Origin of the sequence: Candidatus Accumulibacter phosphatis (assembly GCF_000024165.1) — a bacterium.
GTDB classification, from domain to species: domain Bacteria; phylum Pseudomonadota; class Gammaproteobacteria; order Burkholderiales; family Rhodocyclaceae; genus Accumulibacter; species Accumulibacter phosphatis.
In genome coordinates this window covers 3,846,775-3,869,350 of the sequence record NC_013194.1, presented here as the reverse complement: position 1 = coordinate 3,869,350, position 22,576 = coordinate 3,846,775, and the positions used below count along the sequence as shown (strand labels likewise).

The 22,576-nt window shown below is 63.8% G+C and carries 23 protein-coding genes; 12 read left to right on the top strand and 11 right to left on the bottom strand.

The genetic code is table 11. The features are described 5' to 3' along the window. The first annotated feature begins 48 nt into the window (after positions 1-48). Positions 49-681: a LysE family translocator gene (locus tag CAP2UW1_RS16715; RefSeq protein ID WP_015767809.1), complete on the top strand. Its 633-nt coding sequence runs from the start codon at positions 49-51 to the stop codon at positions 679-681. A 116-nt stretch (positions 682-797) separates the two neighbouring features. Here CAP2UW1_RS16715 and CAP2UW1_RS24660 read toward each other — a convergent pair whose 3' ends face one another. Continuing rightward, entirely contained in the window at positions 798-1,052 is a 255-nt protein-coding gene (locus CAP2UW1_RS24660) for a Txe/YoeB family addiction module toxin (RefSeq protein WP_015767808.1), read from the bottom strand. Next, complete coding sequence (locus CAP2UW1_RS24655) at positions 1,049-1,300, bottom strand: type II toxin-antitoxin system Phd/YefM family antitoxin (protein WP_015767807.1); 252 nt, start codon at positions 1,298-1,300, stop codon at positions 1,049-1,051. The genes CAP2UW1_RS24660 and CAP2UW1_RS24655 overlap by 4 nt, the downstream gene beginning before the upstream one ends. A 668-nt stretch (positions 1,301-1,968) precedes the next feature. On the opposite strand from CAP2UW1_RS24655, the gene CAP2UW1_RS16710 reads away from it, so the two are divergent. Further along, entirely contained in the window at positions 1,969-3,561 is a 1,593-nt protein-coding gene (locus CAP2UW1_RS16710) for a diguanylate cyclase (protein ID WP_015767806.1), read from the top strand. A 124-nt stretch (positions 3,562-3,685) separates the two neighbouring features. Here CAP2UW1_RS16710 and CAP2UW1_RS25705 read toward each other — a convergent pair whose 3' ends face one another. Beyond that, complete coding sequence (locus tag CAP2UW1_RS25705; RefSeq protein ID WP_015767805.1) at positions 3,686-3,856, bottom strand: hypothetical protein; 171 nt, start codon at positions 3,854-3,856, stop codon at positions 3,686-3,688. A 329-nt stretch (positions 3,857-4,185) separates the two neighbouring features. Here CAP2UW1_RS25705 and CAP2UW1_RS25700 point away from each other — a divergent pair, with 329 nt between their 5' ends. From CAP2UW1_RS25700 to CAP2UW1_RS16685, 4 genes are read left to right on the top strand one after another with little or no spacing between them, the layout of a single operon-like run. Next, positions 4,186-4,950, top strand: coding sequence for a BPSS1780 family membrane protein (locus CAP2UW1_RS25700; protein ID WP_015767804.1), 765 nt, complete (start codon positions 4,186-4,188; stop codon positions 4,948-4,950). After that, complete coding sequence (locus tag CAP2UW1_RS25695; RefSeq protein WP_015767803.1) at positions 4,947-5,669, top strand: RDD family protein; 723 nt, start codon at positions 4,947-4,949, stop codon at positions 5,667-5,669. Before CAP2UW1_RS25700 ends, CAP2UW1_RS25695 begins: the two co-directional genes overlap by 4 nt. 21 nt (positions 5,670-5,690) lie before the next feature. Beyond that, complete coding sequence (locus CAP2UW1_RS26190) at positions 5,691-6,086, top strand: MAPEG family protein (RefSeq protein ID WP_015767802.1); 396 nt, start codon at positions 5,691-5,693, stop codon at positions 6,084-6,086. Between the two features lie 50 nt (positions 6,087-6,136). Then, positions 6,137-7,942 (top strand): ABC transporter transmembrane domain-containing protein, encoded by a 1,806-nt coding sequence (locus tag CAP2UW1_RS16685; RefSeq protein WP_015767801.1) that lies wholly within the window; start codon positions 6,137-6,139, stop codon positions 7,940-7,942. A 52-nt stretch (positions 7,943-7,994) separates the two neighbouring features. Here the strand turns inward: CAP2UW1_RS16685 and gcvA are convergent, their stop codons facing one another. Continuing rightward, positions 7,995-8,933, bottom strand: a complete 939-nt coding sequence (gene gcvA / locus CAP2UW1_RS16680; protein WP_015767800.1) for a transcriptional regulator GcvA — start codon at positions 8,931-8,933, stop codon at positions 7,995-7,997. Positions 8,934-9,052: 119 nt separating this feature from the next. On the opposite strand from gcvA, the gene CAP2UW1_RS16675 reads away from it, so the two are divergent. The 3 genes from CAP2UW1_RS16675 (at position 9,053) to CAP2UW1_RS16665 (ending at position 12,176) form a co-directional block, all read left to right on the top strand. Then, positions 9,053-9,379: a DUF2917 domain-containing protein gene (locus CAP2UW1_RS16675; protein WP_015767799.1), complete on the top strand. Its 327-nt coding sequence runs from the start codon at positions 9,053-9,055 to the stop codon at positions 9,377-9,379. Between the two features lie 53 nt (positions 9,380-9,432). Beyond that, entirely contained in the window at positions 9,433-10,074 is a 642-nt protein-coding gene (locus tag CAP2UW1_RS16670; protein WP_015767798.1) for a glutathione S-transferase family protein, read from the top strand. A 605-nt stretch (positions 10,075-10,679) separates the two neighbouring features. Beyond that, a complete protein-coding gene (locus tag CAP2UW1_RS16665) occupies positions 10,680-12,176 on the top strand; it encodes an ATPase AAA (protein WP_015767797.1) in 1,497 nt (498 codons plus the stop codon). A gap of 117 nt (positions 12,177-12,293) precedes the next feature. On the opposite strand, the gene CAP2UW1_RS16660 is transcribed toward CAP2UW1_RS16665, so the two are convergent. Continuing rightward, entirely contained in the window at positions 12,294-13,712 is a 1,419-nt protein-coding gene (locus CAP2UW1_RS16660) for an aminotransferase-like domain-containing protein (protein ID WP_015767796.1), read from the bottom strand. Positions 13,713-13,866: 154 nt separating this feature from the next. On the opposite strand from CAP2UW1_RS16660, the gene CAP2UW1_RS24020 reads away from it, so the two are divergent. The 3 genes from CAP2UW1_RS24020 (at position 13,867) to dksA (ending at position 15,922) form a co-directional block, all read left to right on the top strand. Beyond that, the gene (locus CAP2UW1_RS24020; RefSeq protein ID WP_015767795.1) at positions 13,867-14,205 is read left to right on the top strand and encodes a DUF2917 domain-containing protein; all 339 of its coding nucleotides are present in this window, start codon (positions 13,867-13,869) and stop codon (positions 14,203-14,205) included. A gap of 372 nt (positions 14,206-14,577) precedes the next feature. Next, on the top strand, positions 14,578-15,330 hold the full coding sequence (locus CAP2UW1_RS16650) for a helix-turn-helix domain-containing protein (RefSeq protein ID WP_015767794.1): 753 nt from the start codon (positions 14,578-14,580) through the stop codon (positions 15,328-15,330). A gap of 166 nt (positions 15,331-15,496) precedes the next feature. Further along, positions 15,497-15,922: an RNA polymerase-binding protein DksA gene (gene dksA / locus CAP2UW1_RS16645; RefSeq protein WP_015767793.1), complete on the top strand. Its 426-nt coding sequence runs from the start codon at positions 15,497-15,499 to the stop codon at positions 15,920-15,922. A 109-nt stretch (positions 15,923-16,031) separates the two neighbouring features. On the opposite strand, the gene pnp is transcribed toward dksA, so the two are convergent. The 6 genes from pnp to CAP2UW1_RS16615 all read right to left on the bottom strand — a co-directional run bounded on the left by pnp (position 16,032) and on the right by CAP2UW1_RS16615 (position 22,423). After that, the gene (gene pnp / locus CAP2UW1_RS16640) at positions 16,032-18,152 is read right to left on the bottom strand and encodes a polyribonucleotide nucleotidyltransferase (protein WP_015767792.1); all 2,121 of its coding nucleotides are present in this window, start codon (positions 18,150-18,152) and stop codon (positions 16,032-16,034) included. Between the two features lie 186 nt (positions 18,153-18,338). Further along, on the bottom strand, positions 18,339-18,608 hold the full coding sequence (gene rpsO / locus CAP2UW1_RS16635) for a 30S ribosomal protein S15 (protein WP_015767791.1): 270 nt from the start codon (positions 18,606-18,608) through the stop codon (positions 18,339-18,341). Positions 18,609-18,800: 192 nt separating this feature from the next. Then, on the bottom strand, positions 18,801-19,418 hold the full coding sequence (mobA, locus tag CAP2UW1_RS16630) for a molybdenum cofactor guanylyltransferase MobA (protein ID WP_015767790.1): 618 nt from the start codon (positions 19,416-19,418) through the stop codon (positions 18,801-18,803). After that, positions 19,411-19,971 (bottom strand): hypothetical protein, encoded by a 561-nt coding sequence (locus tag CAP2UW1_RS16625; protein ID WP_015767789.1) that lies wholly within the window; start codon positions 19,969-19,971, stop codon positions 19,411-19,413. Before CAP2UW1_RS16625 ends, mobA begins: the two co-directional genes overlap by 8 nt. 27 nt (positions 19,972-19,998) lie before the next feature. Next, entirely contained in the window at positions 19,999-20,418 is a 420-nt protein-coding gene (locus CAP2UW1_RS16620; protein ID WP_015767788.1) for a ProQ/FINO family protein, read from the bottom strand. A 19-nt stretch (positions 20,419-20,437) separates the two neighbouring features. Then, the gene (locus CAP2UW1_RS16615; protein ID WP_015767787.1) at positions 20,438-22,423 is read right to left on the bottom strand and encodes an SDR family oxidoreductase; all 1,986 of its coding nucleotides are present in this window, start codon (positions 22,421-22,423) and stop codon (positions 20,438-20,440) included. Positions 22,424-22,576: the final 153 nt, after the last annotated feature.

Below are 22,576 nucleotides of genomic sequence, written 5' to 3'. Positions count from 1 at the left end.
CTCTACCTCGGTCGTTTCGGGGAACGTTTGCCATTTCAAGGAGGCACTATGCCATTTGATACGTCTGTTCTGCCAGTCTTCCTCGCCGCCTCCTTCGTGCTGCTCATTACGCCCGGGACGGATGTCGCATTTGTTGTGGCTACCGGTGCGACCCAAGGTCGCCGTTCGGCCCTCTGGGCCTCTGCTGGTATTGCATTGGCCATGTTTGGGCATGCCGTCCTTGCCGCTGTCGGTGTTGCGGCAATCGTCGCCACGTCGCCGTTGGCGTTCGATGCCATCCGCCTTGGGGGCGCCGCCTACCTGGTGTTTCTCGGCTGCAAGTCGCTTCGCGCCAAGCCTTTCGAAGCCGGCGCTCAAACTACCGTGCGTTCTCCATTCGAGAATTTCCGCCGTGGGTTCCTTACGAATCTTCTGAACCCGAAGGCCATCCTGTTCTCGGGTGTGTTTCTGCCACAGTTCGCGTCTCCGGCCTTCGGGCCGATATTCGAGCAAATTGTTGCTCTCGGTGCGGTGTTGGCGCTTCTTGGCCTGCTATTCCAGGCGGCCGTGTCCGTCGCCAGCGGCAGCCTTGGGCAATGGTTGCTGTCGAGTCCTCGTCGTCAGGTAATGCTTGAACGCCTGATGGGTGTCGTCTTCTTGGGGCTTGCCGCCCGCCTTATCGTGATGGAGCGCAAGGGCTGACGAACAGGCTTGGATGGCAGGCGCCACAGCAGCGGGTGATGACTGCCGAGTGGCGAGGCCCTGGTCTTGTGGGTACGCATGGCCTTCTCCTCCCTCTGCCGGTTAGGCGTCGCAGTTCAATAGCGGTAGCGCAACTGAGCAAGAAGCAATGCATCAGCTTCAACTCGATACACCATGCGGTGTTCGTCAGTGATCCTTCTTGACCAAAACCCAGACAACGCATGTTTCAGTGGCTCCGGCTTGCCGGGTCCAGAAAAAGGTTCGCGTTTAACTTCTTGGATCAACTTGTTGATCCTCTCGACAATCTTGCGATCATTATTCTGCCAATACAAATAGTCGTCCCATGCATCGTCAGAGAAGATCGACTTCACTGTGGCAATTCCCGCTCAATGCCTTTTCCAGAGGTAAGCTGCGCAACGGACGAGAGAAGACGCTTTGCATTGGCAGGACTTCGCAGAAGGAACGCCGTCTCTTCAAGTGCGTTGTAGTCCTCAAGAGACAGCATCACAACGGATTGTTCTCCATTGCGAGTAATGATCAGCGGCTCATGATCATCACAAACACGATCCATTGTCTTGGCCAGGTTGGCGCGAACAGCGCTGTAGGTGATGGCGTCCATCAGAAGGCCCCTTTGTACATGTACGCGCTATTGTGCAGCAACACCATTTCTCTACAAGCGTGGCGTCGCGCCGCTTAACCATTCGCGCAACGGGATACATTGCGGCGTGCCGCCATGTGAGGCATTGATCGAAGAATCGGGTTTCGACATCCGACGCATTGCCGCAGCGATTCGCAAATCTGAAGTGCAAGGCGAAGCAGAAGGTTGGAAACATAGCCCTGCGCCGTTACAGGCGTTGCCCGGTTCTGCATTCCGACGCACTCGCTTCGCTTGCCACTGAGTTGCGAAAGCTGCGAACGTACCAGGGTTTGTCTCCGCAATGTCGGCGCAGCGCTTCGAGAGACCCTGGCTGGTCGGATAGCGTGCGGCGAACGCCTATGCGACCCAAGTGGCAGCAAGACGAGCATCGCTGGTGACCGAAATTGCTTGGTGACTACTGTCGCGTACCGGAATGAGTGGAAGCAACTGGCGCTGGCGGCTAGCAGCGAGGGAGCGGCAATGGGAGGGGATGGCGGGTTTTTGACCGTCCAGCCCCCGCCTTTGGGTAAGATGCTGGTGATGATCCGGACAGCGGTGCGGCTGGATGATGTTGCCCAACGACAGGATCCGTGGCAAAGCCTCACTGAAACCGCTGCTTTCCACCCTTTTCGCATAATCTCTGGAAACCCATGAAGACCGTTCGGGCGTACGGCTTCACTTCCCGCTGGCGAATCGGCACGGTGCTCCTCTGGCTGGTTCTCGCTTGCCTGCTGCCCGGAATACTCGGTGTCGCGATCTTGTTCGCGCGCGAGTACCTGAACGGCCGCGCTCAACTGGAAAGGGACATGATCGCCACGGCGCGTGCGATGGTTCAGGCCGTCGATAGCCAATTGTTGAAGGCCAGGACCGTCGGCGAGGTCCTCTCCACGTCCAGTGTGCTTGCCCGGCGTGATCTGGCGGGATTCCATCGACGGGCGCGCGAGGTCGTCGCAGTGACGAAAGTCGGCATGAATGTCGTGCTCAGCGACGAGGGTGGCCAGCAACTGGTCAATACGCTGCGGGAATTCGGCGAACCCTTGCCACGCCACGGGAATCCGGAGATTCTCCGTCGAGTCCTGGCGACCGGCCAGTCGGTGATTTCGGAAGTCTACATCGGTGGGGTGCTGCACAAGCCTGTAGTGAGCATTGACTTGCCGGTGATCCTCGACGGCAAGGTGGCGTATGTCTTGAGCATCGGCCTGGTGCCGGATGATTTCAACGCTATCCTCGCCGCGCAACGCTTTCCGCCGGGCTGGGTATCGGCGATATTCGACAACACCGGCACGATCGCCGCGCGGACTCACGCGCCGGACGAGTTCGTCGGCCGGAAAGGAACGCTCGAGTACATCCAGCGAATCGGCGAGGCCCTGGAAGGCTCGATGAAGACAGTCACACGCGAGGGAATTCCGACCTTGTCCGTCTGGAGTCGCTCATCGGTCACCGGCTGGAGTGTCGGCATCGGCATTCCACGGGAGATTCTCGAACGCGATCTGATGCACACGATGACCTGGTTGTCCTTGGGCCTGGCGACCTTGCTCGTCATTGGGCTCGGTTTGGCGTGGATGGCGGGGCGGAAAATAGCCGCTTCGGTGCGCGCACTCACCGCACCGGCAGTAGCCCTGGGCAAGGGGCAGTTGGTGCCTGTTCCCGAGGTGTCTATCCAGGAGTCGGCCGAGCTTGCGGCGGCGATCGGTCAAGCCGGCGAATTGTTGGCAGCACGCACCGCCGCCTTGCTGGCCGCCAATCGGGAACTCGCACAACTTGCCCAGGTGGACGCGCTGACCGGCCTGCAAAACCGCAAGTCAGCCAATGAGAGGCTACGACTGGAATTTCTACGCTTGCAGCGGTCGAGCAATCCTTATGCCGTTCTGTTCATGGATATCGATTTCTTCAAGGAGATCAACGACACCTATGGCCACGAAACAGGCGATCAAGTGCTTCGGCACATGGCAACTGTCCTCACAGCCTCATTGCGACAAACCGATTTCGTCGCCCGCTATGGTGGGGAAGAATTTCTGGCCATCCTGTCGGAGACGAATGCCGAGGGAGCACTGACGATAGCCGAGATCGTCAGGAGCTCGGTTGCCCAGCAAGCTTTCCCGGGGGCAAGGCAAGTCACCTTAAGTATCGGCGTAGCCATGGCGCTGGGCGAGGACAAGGATGAGGAAAGCGCAGTGCGGCGGGCAGATACGGCGCTCTATCGGGCCAAGGAAGACGGTCGCAATGCGGTTCGCTCTTGCTGACCGAATCGGGTCTGCTCACGAAACGGCAAAAATCGTACCCGAAACCTCGCGACTTGTCCGTAGCTCAAGTGGACCGCTGACTTCATCGGGAACGTCGTCGACGACGGGCTACGTGATGCGCTTTTCACTTTTCGCCCATCAACATCAAGGCGCCGGAGTGAATGGAATAGCGAGTCGGCGCCGACCTGCCGCTGGAATGCCTCACGGATCCTCCGGCCGGATGCACCAGGATGTCGGTGGGCAGCGTCGCCAGGATGAAGCGCGCATTGCGGCTCGCCACATCGGTGCGAAACATGGCCAACAGGTCCTCGGTGATCGCCCACGCCTCGATCCAGTCGACGTCCAGGCCCCTCCGACTCGTCCGCGTGCTCAGGGTTGGGGACGCACCATGAACCAATCCGGTGCGTCGGCGACACGGCGGGAAGATCGCGGGTCAGCAGGCGCGCCACGCCGTCGGGTGCTCGCGGCGATAGTCCGCGTCAATTGCTGATGGCGCTGACCAGGTACTGCCGGGCCGCAGAGCGGGCCGGCGCGCTATAGTACGCGCTGCGTCGTCGGTCTCTGAACCTGGGCGGGCGCGGCGGCAGACGTTCCTGCCGTATCTGGACTGCATGGGGGGCAACAATGAGTATCGACAGCAATCCGTTCAAGGCACCCGTGGCGCGGGTGCATGACCACATCGAGTCGATGATGGGGAACTTCATTCCCGAGGGGCGGCGCGTGCCGACCGGCAACGGCTACCAGTGGCTGTTGCGTGGCTGGCAGATGTTCCGGAGTGCGCCGGGTACCTGGGTCGGCATCAGCGTCGCCTTGATCGCCATCATGATGGTCATCGGCATGATTCCGGTCGTCAATCTTGCCGTGAACCTGCTCGGTCCGGTGTTCATCGGCGGCATCATCATCGGTTGCCGGGCGATCGAGGAGGGCGAGGGTCTGCGCTTCGCGCACCTCTTCGCCGGTTTCTCGACCCGGCTTGGTGGTCTGCTGCTCGTCGGGCTGCTCTATCTGCTGGCCGTGCTGGGCGCCGCGGCCATTTTTGGCATCGTCGTCGCCGTCGGTGCGTTTGCCGGTGCCGGTGCTTCGGAGCCGACCTTGGCGGTCATTATCGTCGCCGTCTTGGTCCTGATGGTCGTCTTCGTGCCGCTGGCGATGGCCGTCTGGCTGGCGCCGCCGCTGGTGGTGTTTCACGACTTCTCTGCCTTTCAGGCGCTCAAGGCGAGTTTCTTCGCGGCTTTGCGGAACTCGCTGCCTTTTCTGGTCTACGGCTTGTGCGTGCTGCTCGCGGCCATCGTCGCCTGCCTGCCGCTGTTTCTCGGCTGGCTGGTGCTGGTGCCGGTGCTCTATGCGTCGATGTACGCCTTCTACCGGGACGTGTTTTTCGAGCCGTGAACGCCGCTGCTCGCCTGGACACCATCCAGCGCATCGCGACGCCGGAAGGCTGCGAGATCGACCTGCGGGTGGCCGGACCCGTGGCGCGCGCGCGCGCCTGGTTTCTCGATTTCCTGGTCCGCTTCGGCGTCTGGCTGCTGCTGGCGATCGCCGGGTCGGTGATCGGTGATTTCGGGATCGGCCTGCTGCTCGTCGGCGCTTTCCTGCTCGAGTGGTTCTATCCGATCGTCTTCGAGGTGTACCGGAACGGCCAGACGCCGGGCAAGAAGGCCTGCGGGCTGGCGGTCGTCCATGACGACGGTCGCCCCGTCGGCTGGAGCGCCGCGTTCATCCGCAACACGCTGCGCGGCATCGACTTCCTGCCGTTCTTCTACGCTACCGGATTCGTCGCCAGCCTGCTCAACGCCCAGGGCAAGCGCCTGGGCGACCTCGCCGCGGGCACGCTGGTGGTGCATGTCGAAGCCACGCCGCGGCAGGTCGTCGGCGCGCACCACGATGTGGGCAGCGAAGCGCCGCCCTTCCCGCTGACGCGGGAAGAGCAGCTTGCCATCATCGAATATTGCCAGCGCGCCGCGCTGCTGACGCCCGAGCGGGCAATCGAGGTGGCCGCCGCCGCCGGCCCCTTGATCGCCGGCCTGGGCGGCGAGGCGGCACAGCGCCGCCTGCTGCGCATCGGCAATTTCCTGCTCGGCAGCCATGCCGCAGCATCCAACTCCTGACCCAGGAAACGTATCGACACCATGAACAGCTACCCCGGACCCGCTCTGGTCACTCTCGCCACTTCGTTTCTGCTCTTTGCCTGCGCCGCCTATGTCGGCCGCTGTCGAATGCGCCTGGGCATCAAGGCGCCGGCGACCACGGGTCACCCGCAGTTCGAGATCGCCTATCGGATCCAGATGAACACTCTCGAGAACACCGTGCTCTTCCTGCCGGTGCTCTGGGTATGCGCACTCAGTCTGTCGAGCCTGTGGGCGACCGCCCTCGGCGCACTGTGGCTGGCCGGTCGCGTGTGGTACGCACTGGCTTATGCGCGCGACCCGAAGACGCGCGGCAGCGGTTTCCTGCTGTCGATGCTCTGCTTCGGCGCGCTCGGGGTCGGCGGCGCCTGGGGTGTGCTGCAAGGGCTGCTCGCCTGAGCGCCGACGCGTCCCGGGCGGCGGCTCCGGAAGCGCCGGCAGCGGCGGACGTGGGCGACGCGGGCGACGCGAAAGCCCAAGGCCAGGTGGCCGAGCGCCGGCTGCAACCGCTGCGTGCGTTGCTGCCTTATCTGGCGCCCTACCGCGGGCAGATCGCCCTGGCCTTGCTGTTCCTGCTGCTGGCTGCCGCTTCCACGCTGGCGCTGCCTTACGCGGTGAAGTTGCTGGTTGACGGCGGGCTCGCGCTGCCGACAGCGGTGGACCTCGGCGAGCGGCGACTTGCGATTCGCGACTACTTCCTGCTGCTCTTTGGCGTCGCGCTGGTGCTTGGCCTGGCTACCGCCGCGCGTTTCTACATGGTGAGCTGGATCGGCGAGCGGGTGACCACCGATCTCCGGCAGGCCGTGTACGCGCATGTGCTGCGGCAGAGTCCGCAGTTCTTCGAGACGCTGAAGACCGGCGAGGTGTTGTCCCGGCTGACCACGGACACGACGGTGATTCACCATGCGGTGGGCTCGAGCGTCAGCATGGGCTTGCGCAATCTGGTGCTGCTCGCCGGTGGCTTGACGATGCTGTTGACGACGATGCCGCGGCTGATTCTCACGGTTGCCGGCATCGTCGTTCTCGTCGTGCTGCCGGCGGGGATCATCAGCCGCCGCGTGCGCAAGCTCTCGCGCGCCAGCCAGGACCGCCTCGCTGATACCAGCGGCATTGCCGGCGAGATTCTCAACGCCATTCCCGTCGTCCAGAGCTATACCCGCGAGGCTGCCGAGGCGGCACGCTTCCACGTCGCCAACGAACAGGCATTCGCTACCTCGCTGCGGCGCACCGGAACGCGCTCGGCGCTCACCGCTTTCGTCATCGTCGGTGTCTTCGGTTCGCTGCTCTACGGCATGTACGGCGGTGTTCAGGCCGTTCTCGCCGGCGAGATCACGGCCGGCGAGCTGAGTCAGACGGCGCTCTACGTGATGGTCGTCGCCGGCAGCGTTGCGGTGCTGGCGGAAGTCTGGGGCGACTTGCTGCGCGCTTCGGGAGCGACCGAGCGTCTGATGGAGCTGCTCAGCGCACGTTCGCCGATCGGCGAGCCGGCGCAGCCGGCGCCGCTGCCGGTAGCGGCAGGTGGCCTGCGGGTGGCTTTTGCCGGAGTGCGTTTCGCCTATCCGTCACGGCCGGCGCAGGCGGTGCTGCGGGGGCTCGATTTCACGATCGAGCCCGGGCAGAGCGTCGCGCTCGTCGGGCCGTCCGGTGCCGGCAAGACGACTGTCTTCCAGTTGTTGCAGCGCTTCTACGACGTCGGCGAGGGAGCCATCCGGATCGACGACGTCGACCTGCGGCGCCCGCGCCTGGCCGAATTGCGGGCGCGCATCGCCGTGGTGCAGCAGGAGGCGGTGATCTTTTCCGGCAGCATCGACGACAACATCCGCTACGGAAAGCCCGATGCGGCCGATGACGAGCTGCGCTCGGCCGCGCGCGCGGCTTTTGTCGACGAGTTCGTGCAGCGACTGCCCGAGGGCTATGCCACTTTCGTCGGCGAGCGCGGCGTGCGCTTGTCGGGAGGGCAGCGCCAGCGCATCGCGATCGCGCGCGCGATCCTCAAGAATGCGCCGCTGCTGCTGCTGGACGAAGCGACGAGCAGTCTTGATGCCGAGAGCGAGCGCGTCGTGCAGGCCGCGCTCGAGGCGGCGATGAGCGGCCGCACGACGATCGTCATCGCCCACCGTCTGGCGACTGTACAGGGGGCCGACCGGATACTCGTCCTCGACCACGGGCGGGTGGTCGAGGATGGCACGCACCCGGAGCTGGTCGAGCGTGGCGGCTTGTATGCGCGCCTGGCCGCGCTGCAGTTCAGCGCCTGAGAGCTGCCGTCACGGCGCCGCGCTGCCGCTGCGCCGCCGCGCCGCTGTCCATCTACTGGTTTGGCTGGTCGCTGCGGGCCACGGCGAGGTCGCCGTCGGGCGGGCGATAGAGAGCGGCTTCCTGGAACAGCCACTCGCGAAAGGCGACGACGGCGGCGTGCTGCTCGTCAGCGAGGCGACAGACGAAAAAGTACGAGAAGGGCGACTCGATGGCCATCGCGAAGGGACGCCGCAGACGTCCGCTCGCCAGATCGTCGACGGCCAGCGTGTGCCGGGCCAGGGCCACGCCCTGGCCGGAGGCGGCGGCCATCAGCATCAGGCTCGAGTCGTCGAACACCGCACCGCGCTGCGGCTCCTCGACCACCACGCCGGCGGCACCGAACCACGGTTGCCATAGTTCATCGTTCGAGCGCAGCAACGGCAGTCCGGTCAACTGCGCCGGGCTGACCAGCGCGTGGCGAGCGATGAACTCGGGCGAACAAACCGGGTAGTACCAGTCCTTCATCAACAGTCGGCAGCTCAGTCCCGGGTAACGGCCGTGGCCGAAACGCAGGGCGACGTCGGCTTCGCCTCCCTTGATGTCGGCCAGCCGGGCGCTCGATTGCACTTCGACATCGAGTTCGCGATGGCAGGAAATGAAGCTGCCGAGCCGCGGCAGCAGCCAGCGCGCGGCGAACGATGGCATGCAGGTCACCCGCAGACGGCGGTAGTCGCGTGCGGCGATCAGTTGTTCGGTCGCCTTGCCGATCTCGGCGAGTGCCCGCGAAACCCGTTCGGCATAGGCGGCGCCCTGCGTCGTCAGTTTCAGGCCGCGGCCGCTACGTTCGAACAGGGCGACGCCGAGGTAGTCCTGCAACTGTCGCAACTGGTGACTGACCGCGCCATGCGTCAGGTGCAGCTGCGCGGCTGCCTTGGTGACGCTCTCGCTGTCGGCGGCCGCAACGAAAACGCGCAGACTGCCCAGCGGTGGACTACGTCGACTATCTGTCAATTTGCTTCACATGTCACGTGAGAACAATTCGATTGTACTTGCTCCGCCCGACGATGAAAATGCTCCTGTCTGTTCAAGACAAGACCGGACAGAAATCATCGCCAGCAAAGGAGACCCCCATGCAAGATCTGCTACCCTACATCGAGTTTGAAGTGCGTGCCGCCGAGGCCGTTTCCCTCGACCGGATCGCCGGCTGGACAGTCATCTCGCTCGGCACGCGTGTCTGGCTGACCGAAGAGAAGGGCGGCCGAGATATCTGGCTGCTTCCCGGCGACCGCCATCGTGTCGCGGGTGTCGGCAAGGTCGTCGTCGAGCCGTGGCCAACAGCCGACGCGAACGCCGATCTGCCGGCGAGGATTCGCCTGGCACCGCCGGCGGGAACCTTTGGCCGGCGCTGGTGCCTGCCCAAGCTCAGGCTGGCGCGTGTCGCTGCGGCCTGGATGTGAGCGTCCGGACGGATTCCCGGATCGCATCAACCATTGATGATTGGAGAAGAACCATGACGGACTTGACGGCAGGCGAGCCGCACCAGTTGCTCGGTCTCTACGATTCACCCTTCGTGCGACGAGTGGCGGTGACGATGCATCTCTACGCGATTCCCTTCACGCACCTGTCGCTGTCGGTGTTCCGGCACATGGATGCCATGCGGCCGCTCAACCCCCTCTTCAAGGTGCCGATGCTGACCTTGCCGAACGGCGAGAAGCTCTTTGAAAGCGCCTACATTCTCGACTATCTCGACGAACTGGCCGGCGAACGCGATATCTTGCCGCTCACCCCGCGCAGCGGCCCCGAGCGGCGGCAGGTGCAGCAACTGATGGCGCTGGCGATCGTCGCGACCGAGAAGGCGGTGGCCATCGAATATGAGCGCAAGCGCCCCGGCGAGCTGCAATGGGCCGACTGGACGGGCCGCCTGCGCGGCCAGATGCGGCAGGCATTCGCCATGCTCGAAGAACGGCTCGCCGGCGACTTTCTGGTCGGCGGTCGCCTGACGCAGGCGGACATCACCACCGTTGCCGGGATCGGTTTCGTTCGTTATGTCCTGCCGCACGAGTGGCCGGCGGGTGATTACCCGGCGCTCAGCGGGCTCGCCGACAGACTCGAAGCGAGCGCCGCGTTCAAGGCCGTGCCGATCGAGGAATGAGTGGCAGCGCGCCGCCGACGGATCAGACGAGGATTTGGACTGGCCAAGTGAACCGTCGGCCGGCGTGTCTCCGCAAGCTGTTGGCGGTTCATGCCAATGGCAGGGAAAGTGTACATTTGCAGCAATTTCGGAGGATGGGGCTGATTTCCCTCGCGGCTGGCAAGAGCACGCTTGCACGCGCGCGCCGGACCGTATCCACACCACGCGCCGGTTAGCGGCAATTTCTCGCGGCGTCCATCCGCGGGACGGTGGGCGAGCTAGCGTTGCGGGAAAACCACGTTCCACCCGGCGCCGCGCGAAAAACTTCTTCTTGGCGACGTCAGAGGCGTATACTTCACTTGCGGTTGACGCGTTGGGCCGTTGAAATATCTTATCAACCTTGCTACTGGAGCTGAACATGGCCACCAAGAAAAAAGCCAAGAAGCCGGCGCCGAAGTGATGGCGCCTGACAGGCAAGTCCTGTCTTGAGAATGACACCGAAAGCAGACGTGAGTCTGCTTTCGGTGCTTTATGCGGCCAACATTGACTTGCCTGGTGTTGGCCCTGATAGTCTTCCTGCGGCGGGAAGGTAGCGCGTCCCGTCAGCGGTTCACCGGCCAATTCGCGTGCCGCCTTCGACGACCTTTCAGCCAAGAGACTTCCTGCGCTATTTCGTGAGTCCGGCTGCCTTTGGCATGCTGGTCCTGATCATCGTCCAGGAAGCGGGCAGTGCGACGACCACCTGGCTGGTCATTCAGATCGCGCGCGACATTGCCGAGGAGCACATTACGGCGAGGGACTTCGTCGAGATCGTTGTTGTCCAGACCGTCTCCTACATCGCAGGCGCGGTGAGCTGGATCTTCGCGGAGCGGGCGGGCTTCGCGGCCTATGCGCGCTACATGCTCGATTTCGCGCGCCGCAACCGCTCGCGGACGGCCTTGCTGGCCGATGGCGGGGCACGCGAGCAGGTCGAACCGTTCCTGACCAATGAGACCTTCGATGTCAGTTTCGATCTGATCTACAACCTGCAGTACTACTTGCGGCTGTTCTTCCAGCTGCTTTTCAACGCGCTGGTACTTGGCTTCGAAATAGACGCCGGCTTGCCGATTGCCTTTGCCGCCGTGTTCGTCATCCTCATCACGCTGCAGTGGCTGCTGCAAAAGCCGCTCGCCGCCGCCTTCCTGCATAACCAGCGCATGACCAACCGCATGCGGGCGCGGACCTACAATGCCTGGGACAACATTTTCAGCGGCAACCGTTACAACTTCACCCTCTGGCACCGGGATTTTCGCCAGCGGGTGGGTAACGCCGTGGTCGCGCAGATCAGGGCGATTCTGGCGCGTGAGGGCTGGAGTGCGATCAGCGGCGTCATCGCGCTGGTCGTCGTGCTGTCGACGACCGCCTGGGTGGCCATCCAGGACGCCGGCAACACCACGCTGTTGATTGCCCTGGCGGCGACGCTGCCGCGCCAGATCGAGATGACGCTGGACATGCATCAGCTTACTGGCGGTCTGACCGATCTCGTTGCCGTATGGACGCGTATCCGCGGCGTTTGCGCCCACATGCATCCGGCGGCGGACACGGAGTTCGTCGCGCGCATCGACTTCGAACGCCTTGTCCTCAGGGAAGGCGAGCGGGAGTGGGTCTGCGATTCGCTGGCGGATGCCGTGCATCGCGTCCTCGCCGTGCCGACCGGCTTGGTCGGTGTGCGCGGTGGCAACGGCAGCGGCAAGTCCACGCTGCTCTCGGCGCTGAAGTGCCGTCTGCGCGGACAGGCCTACTATTGGCCGACGCACGACCGGCTGGTATTCGAGTTCAATGCCGGCGCGCCGGCACCGGGTCTGTCACCGGCCGATTCGACGCTGGATCCGGATGCCGACGCCGAGGACGCCAGCGAGATCAGTGTGGCGGAAGAAATCGAACAGAAGAAGGGCTACTCCTCGGGCGAGCGCCAGTTGCGCGTACTCCAGGAAATCGTCGCGAAGACGGATTGCCAAGTCTATCTGCTCGACGAGTGGGACGCGAATCTTGACCTTGCCAATCGTGCCGCGGCCAGCGCACTGGTCGGGCAACTGGCGCAACGCGCGCGCGTGGTCGAGATTTCCCATCGCGATCGGCACTAGGCACGGCGACGGCATCGCCGCAGGAAGTCTGCTTGCGGGCGTTACTACGGGTCACGACTCCGCTGCGCTTTTCCCAGCAGTTCCCCCATTGACGCGCCCGGCCAGGGCGGTGCCAGGTCAGGGCGCCATCAATGCGCCCAGGCGCCGTACCGCGTCATCGATCTCCGGCGTGTGCGGGTTGCCGCAGTTCAGGCGCAGGCAGTTCCGGTACATGCCGCTGGCGGAAAAGAGTTCGCCGGGCACGTAGGCGACGCCAGCGGCGATCGCCCGGGAGTGGAGGGCCGTGGTGTCGATGTCGTCGGGTAGCTCGAGCCAAAGGACGAAACCTCCCTGAGGCTCGGTGACGCGTGTGGCGGCGGGAAAATGCCGCGTTACGGCGGCGATCATGGCCTCGACCTGGCGCTCGTAGGTGCGCCGCAAACCACGCAGGTGACGCTCGGAAGCACTGGATTCAAGGTATTCGGCGAGGACGAGCTGGGTGATCGAATTGGTGCCGCCGCTGGTGATCGTCTTCTGCAGGGCGATCTGCGGCCGGTAGCGGCCGCCGGCGACGAAGCCGATGCGTAGCGCCGGCGACAGGCACTTGGAGAACGAGGAGCAGAGCATGACATTGCCTGTCCTGTCGAAAGCCTTGATCGGCCAGGGCCGCTCGGCGCCAAAGTGCAGATCGCCGTAGATGTCATCCTCGATCACCGCCACACCGCGTTCGGCAGTCAGCTTGGCCAAGCGGCGCTTGTTCTCGTCGGGCATCATGCTGCCAAGCGGATTGCTGGCGTTGGGTACCAGCAGGCAGGCGGTCACCTTGCCGTCGCGGGTAGCGAGATCGAGCGCCTCGATCGACAAGCCATGGCGCGGATCGGTCGGGATCTCGAGGGCCTTCAGCCCGAGGGTCTCGATCAGTTGCAACATCAGGTAGTAGGCGGGCGATTCGACCGCCACCGTGTCGCCCGAGCGAGTCGCGGCGCGCAGGCAAAGGCTGAGGGACTCGGTGCAGGAGTTGGTGATCACGAACTCGTCGGCGGCCAGCGGTCCGGCCCAGGCCACTGAGCGCAGCACCAACTGCCGCACCAGCGCCGGTTCGTCCATGTTGATGTGACTGCCGCCCTCGAGCAGCCGGGGATGGCGCCTCGCGACACCCCCGTAGAGCCGCTGCAGGGCCGCCAGCGGCAACAGGGTAGAGGCAGGCAGGGCGGCGGCCAGCGGGGCGACGCCGGGCTGCATACCGCTTTGCAGCACCCGCATCAGCCGCTGGCTGACGTCCACCGGCACCGGCTCGTCGGGCGTCGACCGCGCGTTGGGCGACGGGCGCCGCGTGGCCGCATGGCGAACGAAGTACCCCGATTGCGGCCTGGCCTCGACGAGGCCTCGATCTTCGAGTTGCCGCAGCGCCTGCAGCACCGTCGATACCGACAGTCGCCGCTCGCGCGACAGGCGTCGTACCGAAGGCAGACGTTCGCCGGGCCGCAGGTTGCCGGCGACGATGATGCCGCCGAGATCTTCGGCCAGAGTTTCATAACGTAACAGTCGAGTTTCCATAGTTACCTACCAGCACAGTTCTTGCCGCAGCGGGACAGCACAGTTGAGCATTGACAAGACTGTGCTGATTACAATTCGTCTTTTCTGTCACTGTACCACTACTCGCGGTCGCCGTAGACTGCTCGCTGTCAAGACAACGAACGGAGAGAATGTCATGGGCCTCGATTTTTTCGACAGCGAACTGTGCCTTGCGGAGAACACACCGATCCGGCTTCGCTCCGCCAAGGGCGTGCGCGTGATCTGTACGGCCGGACGGCTCTGGCTGACCGTTGAGGGCGAAGCCGGCGACATCCTTCTCGCGCCGGGCGATAGTCATCTCATCCGCGGCCGGGGCCTGGCCTTGCTGGAGGCGATCGGCAGTGGGCGTGCGCGGTTCGCGCGCCCCGTCTCGCGGCCGGCCAGACTCTCGGCGGGTCGCCTTGCGGCTCTCTGGCGTGCCAGTCGCGACTTCGTGCGCATCCCGAATCGCGTGGCCTTGCCGCTGCGTGCCTGATTGGCGAAGCGGCGGTGCTCGCCGCCGCCGCGCTTGCCGGCGCCTGGCTTTTTCGCACGCCTGCTGCACGCGTCGCTGCTCAAGGTATAGTATTGGTGCCTGATCTGGCAGTGGCAGGTGCGTCGGCGGGCCGCGAATCTCCTCGGGCTCGGCTGGCGGCGCCAAGACCCGGTTGACGTGGAGTGCCGGGCCTGAGGGCGCCTCCTGCGTACCCGTCCGCGGGTACCGGTGTGCACGTCGGTCCTTTCGGGGAACGCCCGGGCGGGGTCGTGGAGCGTACCCTTGAGGCGCCTGCAATCGCCGTTCCGGTTGATCTGACGGGCACGGCGGGCGCTTGCCGGCCGCAGGTCTGTCGCCTCGAAAGGATTCTCGATGACCGATCCGTCTTCGCCACCACCGAAACGCAAGCCTCCCGCTGCCCGGCGGGTAGCGGGCAAGTCTGCCGCCGCTGCGGGCGAGAAGGCGAGTGCGCCCGCTGCCGAACCTGGATTGGTGGATCAGGTACGGGCGATGGCAGGCAGGCTGCTCGACATCAGTTCTGCCGCCGGCGTCGCCGGGCGGGCGCTGCAGACCGCAGGCAAGGTGTCGCGCGCGTTGCGCGAAGGGCAAGCGCTGGAGGCGGCCAGCGAGGTCGTCAGAGCCGTGTTGCCGAGCGTCGGCGAGCCCGCTGCCTGGGCCAGGACCGGCGCGAGCATCCGGGGGATGCGCGAGGCCGCGGGGCTGACCATCGCCGAGGTCGGCGCGGCGATAGACCTCAAGGACCCGTCGTTGATCGAGGCCCTGGAGAACGGCCGGATGGCGCTGTCGTTCGAACTGATTCTGCGTCTGGCGGCGGTTTTCGGGCGCAGCGACCCGATCGGCTTCGTCATGGGTCTCACGCGCAGTTCCAATCCGGATCTGTGGAAAACCCTTGAAGGGCTTGGCGTCGGCAAGCTGGTCTTGCAGACGGTGCGCGAACACCAGTTCGTCAATGTTTACCGTAGCAACGACGAGGCCCGAGGACTTACCGACGAGGAGTTCGCCGAGATCCTCAGCTTCACCCAGGCGGCCTTCGAAATGGCGATGGCGCTGCGCAGCCGCCATGCGAGCGGGAGCGCAAGACCTGTCGGCGAGACCGGCGGGTGACGCAGGCACTACCTGCCCCGGCGCATAGCGCAGCGGCCGCCTGTCGAGAGGCTGGGTCGCCGGCGAACTCCGGTGGTGGCCGGGCGCGTGGCGGCTGCTTGCATGGCGGGACTATTTCTGATATTTAATCGGGTTTTTCGCAATCAGAAGAACAGGGTCCTCCGATATGGCTGAAGACGTGCTGCAGAAGCAATTCTCCCCTTACGTGCCGAAAGCTGGCGAGGAGTTCATGAGCAGCGCCCAGTTGGCGCATTTTCGCGGCATTCTGGAAGCCCTCAAACAGCAGTTGATGGAAGACATCGAGCGCACGGTGCATACGATGAAGGATGAAGCGACCGTCTTCGCCGATCCCAATGATCGCGCGAGCCAGGAAACCGACATTGCCATCGAGCTTCGTAACCGTGACCGTGAGCGCAAGCTGATCAAGAAGATCGAGGAAACCATTGATCGCATCGATAGCGGCGACTACGGCTATTGCGCGGCCTGCGGTGTCGAGATCGGTATCAAGCGTCTGGAGGCGCGTCCCACGGCGACGCTGTGCATCGACTGCAAGACGCTCGAAGAGGTGCGCGAGAAACAGGTCGCCAAGTAGCCCGCTCAGCGCGGTCGGCCAGCGGCCGCGCTGAATGACCGGCTGGATAAGAAAAAGGACGCCAAGGCGTCCTTTCTCATGCTGCCGCGGTTCGCTGGAACGTAGCTGGTTATGGCGCCGGGGCAGCGGCGGTGGCACCGCCTTCTTCAGCGGTAAGCGCTTTCATCGACAGCCGAACGCGGCCCTTTTCGTCGGCTTCGAGCACCTTGACGCGGACTTTCTGGCCGTCCTTGAGGTAGTCGGCAACCGCGTTGACGCGCTCGTTGGCGATCTGCGAAATATGCAGCAGGCCGTCGCGTCCCGGCAGGATGCTGACGATGGCACCAAAGTCGAGAAGCTTGAGTACCGTGCCGTCGTACACCTTGCCCACCTCGACATCGGCGGTGATCGACTCGATCCGGGCTCGCGCGGCACTCGCGGCTTCGCCGCTGACCGAGGCGATGGTGATCGTTCCATCGTCCTTGATGTCGATCGTGGTGCCGGTTTCCTCGGTGATGGCGCGAATCACCGCGCCGCCCTTGCCGATCACGTCGCGAATCTTCTCGGGGTTGATTTTCATGGTGTACAGGCGGGGCGCGTAGGTTGACACCTCCTCGCGGTGCCCTGACATCGAGCCCTGCATCTGCTTGAGGATGTGCAGGCGGGCTTCGCCGGCCTGCGCCAGCGCGACCTGCATGATCTCCTTGGTGATCCCCTGGATCTTGATGTCCATCTGCAGCGCCGTGACTCCGGCCTCGGTTCCGGCTACCTTGAAATCCATGTCACCCAGATGATCCTCGTCGCCGAGGATGTCGGTCAGCACCGCGACGCGATTGCCTTCCTTGATCAGCCCCATCGCGATTCCGGCCACGTGGGCCTTCAGCGGTACGCCGGCGTCCATCAGCGCCAGCGAGGCGCCGCAGACGCTGGCCATGGAGCTCGAACCGTTCGACTCGGTGATCTCGGAGACGACGCGAATCGTGTACGAGAAGTCCTCCGGCGCCGGCAGCACGGCAAGCAGGGCCCGCTTGGCAAGACGACCGTGACCCACCTCGCGGCGCTTGGGCGTGCCGACGCGTCCGCATTCACCCGTCGCGTAGGGCGGGAAGTTGTAGTGCAGCATGAAGCGCTCGCGGTACTCACCGGACAGCGCGTCGATGATCTGCTCGTCGCGACCGGTACCCAGCGTCGCCACGACGATCGCCTGCGTCTCGCCGCGCGTGAACAGGGATGACCCATGCGCACGTGGCAGCACACCCGAACGGATCGCGATCGGTCTGACCGTGCGCGTGTCGCGCCCGTCGATTCGCGGTTCCCCGGCGAGGATGCGGCCACGGACGATGCGTGCCTCGACGGCGGAGACCATGTTGCGCACGGCATTCGCGTCAGGAGCGTCGTCATCGGCGGTCAGGGTTTCCACCGCATAGGCGGTGACCTCCTTGAGCCGCTGGCTGCGCAGTTGCTTGCTGGTGATCCGGTAGGCTTCCTGCAGTTCGGCCTCAACGAGTTGATTGAGCTTGCCGTGTACCGCCTCGTTGCGCGCCGCCGGCGTCCAGTCCCACTCGGGTTTGCCGGCCTCATCAGCGAGTTCATTGATCGCGTCGATCACCACCTGCATCTGCTGGTGTCCGAAGACCACGGCACCGAGCATGACCTCTTCGGACAGTTCCTTGGCTTCCGATTCAACCATCAGGACGGCCGCCTGCGTGCCGGCGACAACCAGATCGAGCAGGCTTGATTTCAGCTGCGTGGCGGTCGGATTGACGACATACTGACCGTCCACGTAGCCCACGCGAGCCGCACCGATGGGTCCGTCGAAGGGAATGCCGGAGATCGTCATCGCGGCAGATGCGCCGATCAGCGCCGCGATGTCGGGGTCGATTTCCGGGTTCAGCGACATCACCGTCGCGACGACCTGCACTTCATGGTAGAAGCCATCGGGAAACAGCGGACGCAGAGGACGGTCGATCAGGCGCGAAGTCAGCGTTTCCTTTTCGGAAGGGCGCCCCTCGCGTTTGAAGAAGCCGCCAGGAATCTTGCCGGCCGCATAGGTCTTCTCGATGTAATCAACGGTCAGCGGGAAGAAGTCCTGGCCGGGCTTGGCCGTCTTGTTGCCGACGACGGAGACCAGAACGACCGTGTCATCGATGGAGACCATGACGGCACCGCCAGCCTGGCGGGCGATTTCGCCGGTTTCCATGGTCACCTGGTGGGCGCCGTAAGCAAAGGTTTTCTTGACGATATTAAACATTGTTTCCTTTCTCAATTGTCTGGCACGTGCCTGCCCACGACTCCGGCAGGCATTGCAGCCGACGTGCCCATTGGCCGACGGGGCCGCCGCAGCAAGAACAGCGGCACAGCCCGAAAGGGGGCTGGCCGCTGACGGCTTCTTCGAGTTGCCCGCATCTCCGACCGCAGCGCGGATCGGCGAGCAGGCTTATTTGCGCAGGCCGAGACGCTGAATCAGCGCGCGGTACGAATCAACGTTGGTGCGCTTGAGGTAGTCCAGCAGTTTGCGGCGACGACTGACCATGCGCAGCAGTCCGCGCCGCGAGTGGTTGTCCTTCTTGTGTTCCTTGAAATGGCCGGTCAGGTCATTGATGCGTGCCGTGAGCAGGGCTACCTGGACTTCGGAAGAACCGGTATCGCCGGCCGCACGCTGGTAGTCAGCCATGATTTGCGCTTTCTGCGCAACATTGATCGCCATGTCAAACTCTCTTTCGTGAATAACGGCGCAGCCCCGGTTTGATAGAGCGAACGCCAGATGGATGAAGGTGCTTATTCGCTTGGCGAAGCGAGGGCGCGATTCTAACTTGCGGTCAGCCTTGCGGCAAGCGGAAGAATTCCTCCCGCGTCCGCAATTGCGCCCTGGCACGGGGCACCTGCGCCAGGGCGCCGCCTATTTCGTCTTGTGCGCGCAGCGAGCCAGTTCGCCGGAGGTGTTGATATTGCGGAACGCTGCGGCCTCATCGTCGAAGGCGACGTGAACTGCCCGCAACGTTCGGTACCAGAGAGCCATCTTGTGCTCGCCACCGGCAAGGAACTCAGCCAGTTGCGGGAGAAGCTCGCGGCGGCAGAGACAGAAGGCCGGTTGTGGCTGGTCGAAGGTTCGCGCCGTGGCGACATCACTGCCGGTCATTACCATCGCGGTGTGCAGGCGAGCCACAAGATCGGCCGGCAGAAAGGGCGAGTCGCAGGGGACGGCAGCCACCAGCGAATGGCTGGCGTGCGCCAGGGCGGCATGCAGACCGGCAAGCGGACCCGCGAAGCCGGGGACCAGGTCAGCGATTACCGAATAGCCGAGAGTCGCGTAGTCGGTGGCGTTCTGATTGGCGTTGACCAACAGCTGTTCGACCTGGGGCGCGAAACGTTCTGCTACCCACTGGACGAGCGGCTTGCCGTCCAGTAACTGCAGGCCCTTGTCGACTCGGCCCATGCGGCGGGCCAGACCACCGGCAAGAATCACCCCGGTGATCGGTTCGCGCGGCGTCCGCGGACTTCCGTCTGACTCAACCAAAGCCGGGGAGCCAGCCGCTCTGCTGGCCAGGGGCGACGGCTTCCAGCGTGCCCTGGAAAAGGGCTTCGATCACCGGCGGCTCGCGCCAGCGCTCATTCATGAAGGTCAAGCCCGCTTCCTCGACCAAGGCGCCTTTCCAATAGTGGTTGGCGATCGTGTCAAGCGTAGACAAGCTGAGACTGTGCGGGAGGCGCAGGTAGTCGAGCCAGCTCGAATCATGAAACGAGCACAGATAGGCGCCCTTGCTGCGTGCGCACACGAGCGTCCGTCCAAACACCCGTGCTGGATGCTTGGCGCGGAATGTTTCTGCGTCCACGCGTGTCGCGAACAGCAGCAGGGCGTGCAGGCGGCTCGGAAAGTGCCGATAGAGCCTCTGCCGGAAATACTCCAGGTGATACTCGGCAAAGTAGTTCTGTACGGTGGTGAACTGGTCTTCGGGCAGCGACTTGCCGAAGGGATTGCCGACCAGGACATCCCAGCCGGGCAGTTCGGCATCCTCTTCCAGCCAGGCGTACAACTCGAGGGTGGTGTTGTCCCTGAGCAGGTGGTCCATCAACGGCTGCCCGCCTTCACTCTCGGCTCACTTGCTGCGGCTGAACTTCTCGACGAGCTGTCCCAGTTTCTGCGCGTGCTGACGCGCCAGCGCCTCGGCCTCGCGCTGCGTTCTGCGCTGTTCCGCCTGTTTCTTCAAACGGTCCTTGACCAGCTCGGCGGCATGGGTACGGTGTGTGGCCATGATCTCGCCGGCGGGGTTGCCGTCGAGGTCGACCCTGGCGGTCGCCTTTTCGGTCGTCTTGAGGTAGCGCAAGGAGTGCGTATGGATCCCCAGTGCAATCCGTAACTCCTTGCGATTGAGGTCGGGCAGCCGCGCCAGGAGTTGCTTGTCGATACCGATCGCCAGCGGCAGGCAGTCGCGGAAGACCGGGAACTGCTCCTGAAGTTGCTTCAATAGCTGGCGGGCGTTTTGGCCAGGCAAAGGGCCAGGGGTGGGGGTAGTCATGAAGTACGGTGGGCTCGTGTCAGAAGTGAATGCCGCGCATGATCTGCGAGAAAGCGATCTGGTCAGCGGTTTGCTCGGCGGACTCCGGTTTCTTCTGCGCGGCGGCGCTGGAGTCCGGGAACATCCGGAAGCTGGTATTCATCATGATCTGGGCCGCTTTCGGCGTCAGCGAGTGGAGCAGGGCGCCGAAGATCCCCAGCCTGGTGGCGATGCGCACCGGCTTGTGGATGATCGCTTCGACGATCATGTCGGCCGCATCGTCCGGAGACAGCGTCGGCACCTGGTCATAGAGTTTGGTCGGCGCAATCATCGGCGTCTTGACGAGTGGCATGTTGATCGTCGTGAACTCGATGCCGCGATCGGCGAACTCGGACGCGGCACAGCGTGCCCAGGCATCCATCGCCGCTTTCGAGGCAACATAGGCCGAGAAGCGCGGGGCGTTGGTCAGTACGCCGATCGATGAGATGTTGATGACGTGTCCCTTGCGCTTGGCGATCATTCCGGGCAGGAAGCCCATCGTCAGGCGCAAGGCGCCAAAGTAATTGACTTCCATCGTCCGTTCGAAGTCGTGGAAACGATCGAATGAGTTCTCGATACCACGGCGAATCGATCGCCCGGCGTTATTGACCAGGATGTCGACGCCGCCATACTCCTCGGTCATCAGCTTGACGAAGGCCGCACATTGTTCGGGGTTGGCAACGTCAACCGCATGCGTGATCAGGCGCAGACCGTTTGCTTCGAACTCGCGTCGCGTTTCGTCGAGGGCCTGCGCATCGCGGGCGATGGTGACGGCGATCGCGCCACCTTCGGCCATCTTGCGGACCGTAGCCTTGCCGATCCCGGAGGAGCCACCGGTGACGAGAACGACCTTGCCTTCGATCTGGCCGCGTAGCGTCTGATCGATGAACAGATCCGGGTCGAGGTGGCGCTCCCAATAGTCCCACAGACGCCAGGCGTAGCTGTCCAGCGGTGGTACGGCAATGCCGGTGCCCTTGAGCGCGCGTTGCGTTTCCCGGCAATCGAAGCGGGTCGGGTAGTTGACGAAGTCGAGAATGTCGTCGGGCAGGCCGAGATCCTTCATCACCGCGTTGCGGATGCGGCGAACCGGCGTCAGGGCAAACATCGCCTTGCGCATCGAGCGCGGAATGAAGCCAAGCAATGCGGCATTGACGCGCATCGCCATTTCCGGCGCGTGTGCCGCACGCGCGAAAGTATTGAGCAAGTCGCCGACGCGCATCGGCGTCGGGTCGGTGAGGTGGAAGCAATTGCCGTCTTCGTTCTCCAGATGGGCAATGTGGTCCATGGCGGCGACGATGAAGTCCACCGGTACGACATTGATGCGACCGCCTTCGATGCCGATGGTCGGCATCCACGACGGGAACATCCTGCGCATTTTCTGGATCAGCTTGAAGAAGTAATAGGGGCCGTCAATCTTGTCCATTTCCCCTGTACGCGAGTCGCCGACGACGATGGCCGGACGGAAGATGCGCCACGGCACCTTGCACTCCTTGCGCACGATTCCTTCCGAGTCGTGCTTGGTGCGGAAGTAGGGGTTGTCGAGGTTCTCCGCCTCTTCGAACATGTCTTCGCGAAACAGTCCTTCGAACAGCCCGGCAGATGCTATCGAACTGACCAGGTGAAAGTGTCGGGCGCCGATTTCCTCGGCCAGGCGAACCGTGTTGCGGGTACCGTCCACGTTGGCCCGCTGCTGGTCTTCGGCGCTTGCCTTGAGGTCGTAGATGGCCGCGAGGTGGAAAAAGTGCTCGATGGTGCCTTTGAGCTTCTCGACGTCGGCTTTGGCCACGCCAAGCTCAGGTTGCGTCAAGTCGCCGACGATCGGGATGACGCGCGTCGCGTCGGTGCCCCAGTACTCGTACAATTCCTGGAGTCGCGGTAGCTCGACGGCGCGTGTCAGGAAATGCACGACGGCATCGGGGCGGGTCAACAGCTTTGCGACAAGCCGCTTGCCGATGAAACCGGTGGCGCCGGTCACGAAGTAATTCATTGCTGTCTCCTCGAATTCATGGTCATCTCCCCGGTAGCATGTTTTTGGTAGACTGCCGCAATCTAGAGGCGGTTACCCAGACCTTTAGTGTGCGTCCTCTAGATATTGTCACTACACTGGCTTTCTAGGGCAAGCGAAAAACTTGTTGACCTT